This window comes from Citrobacter sp. R-1.5.2 (assembly GCF_035064245.1).
Lineage (GTDB): Bacteria > Pseudomonadota > Gammaproteobacteria > Enterobacterales > Enterobacteriaceae > Citrobacter.
Genome location: NZ_JASEYC010000080.1, coordinates 1 through 820, shown reverse-complemented (window position 1 = coordinate 820; position 820 = coordinate 1). Strand labels below are relative to the sequence as shown.

The window sequence follows — 820 nt, the reverse complement described above, 5'->3', positions numbered from 1 at the left end:
GGCACTGTTGCAAAGTTAGCGATGAGGCAGCCTTTTGTCTTATTCAAAGGCCTTACATTTCAAAAACTCTGCTTACCAGGCGCATTTCGCCCAGGGGATCACCATAATAAAATGCTGAGGCCTGGCCTTTGCGTAGTGCACGCATCACCTCAATACCTTTGATGGTGGCGTAAGCCGTCTTCATGGATTTAAATCCCAGCGTGGCGCCGATTATCCGTTTCAGTTTGCCATGATCGCATTCAATCACGTTGTTCCGGTACTTAATCTGTCGGTGTTCAACGTCAGACGGGCACCGGCCTTCGCGTTTGAGCAGAGCAAGCGCGCGACCATAGGCGGGCGCTTTATCCGTGTTGATGAATCGCGGGATCTGCCACTTCTTCACGTTGTTGAGGATTTTACCCAGAAACCGGTATGCAGCTTTGCTGTTACGACGGGAGGAGAGATAAAAATCGACAGTGCGGCCCCGGCTGTCGACGGCCCGGTACAGATACGCCCAGCGGCCATTGACCTTCACGTAGGTTTCATCCATGTGCCACGGGCAAAGATCGGAAGGGTTACGCCAGTACCAGCGCAGCCGTTTTTCCATTTCAGGCGCATAACGCTGAACCCAGCGGTAAATCGTGGAGTGATCGACATTCACTCCGCGTTCAGCCAGCATCTCCTGCAGCTCACGGTAACTGATGCCGTATTTGCAGTACCAGCGTACGGCCCACAGAATGATGTCACGCTGAAAATGCCGGCCTTTGAATGGGTTCATGTGCAGCTCCATCAGCAAAAGGGGATGATAAGTTTATCACCACCGACTATTTGCAACAGTGCC

Annotated in this window: 1 protein-coding gene; it reads right to left on the bottom strand. The window is 52.4% G+C overall.

Features of this window, described 5'->3' with window-relative positions; genetic code table 11:
• Positions 1-52 precede the first annotated feature (52 nt).
• Entirely contained in the window at positions 53-757 is a 705-nt protein-coding gene (locus QMN38_RS26675; protein WP_001067855.1) for an IS6-like element IS26 family transposase, read from the bottom strand.
• Between the last annotated feature and the right edge of the window lie 63 nt (positions 758-820).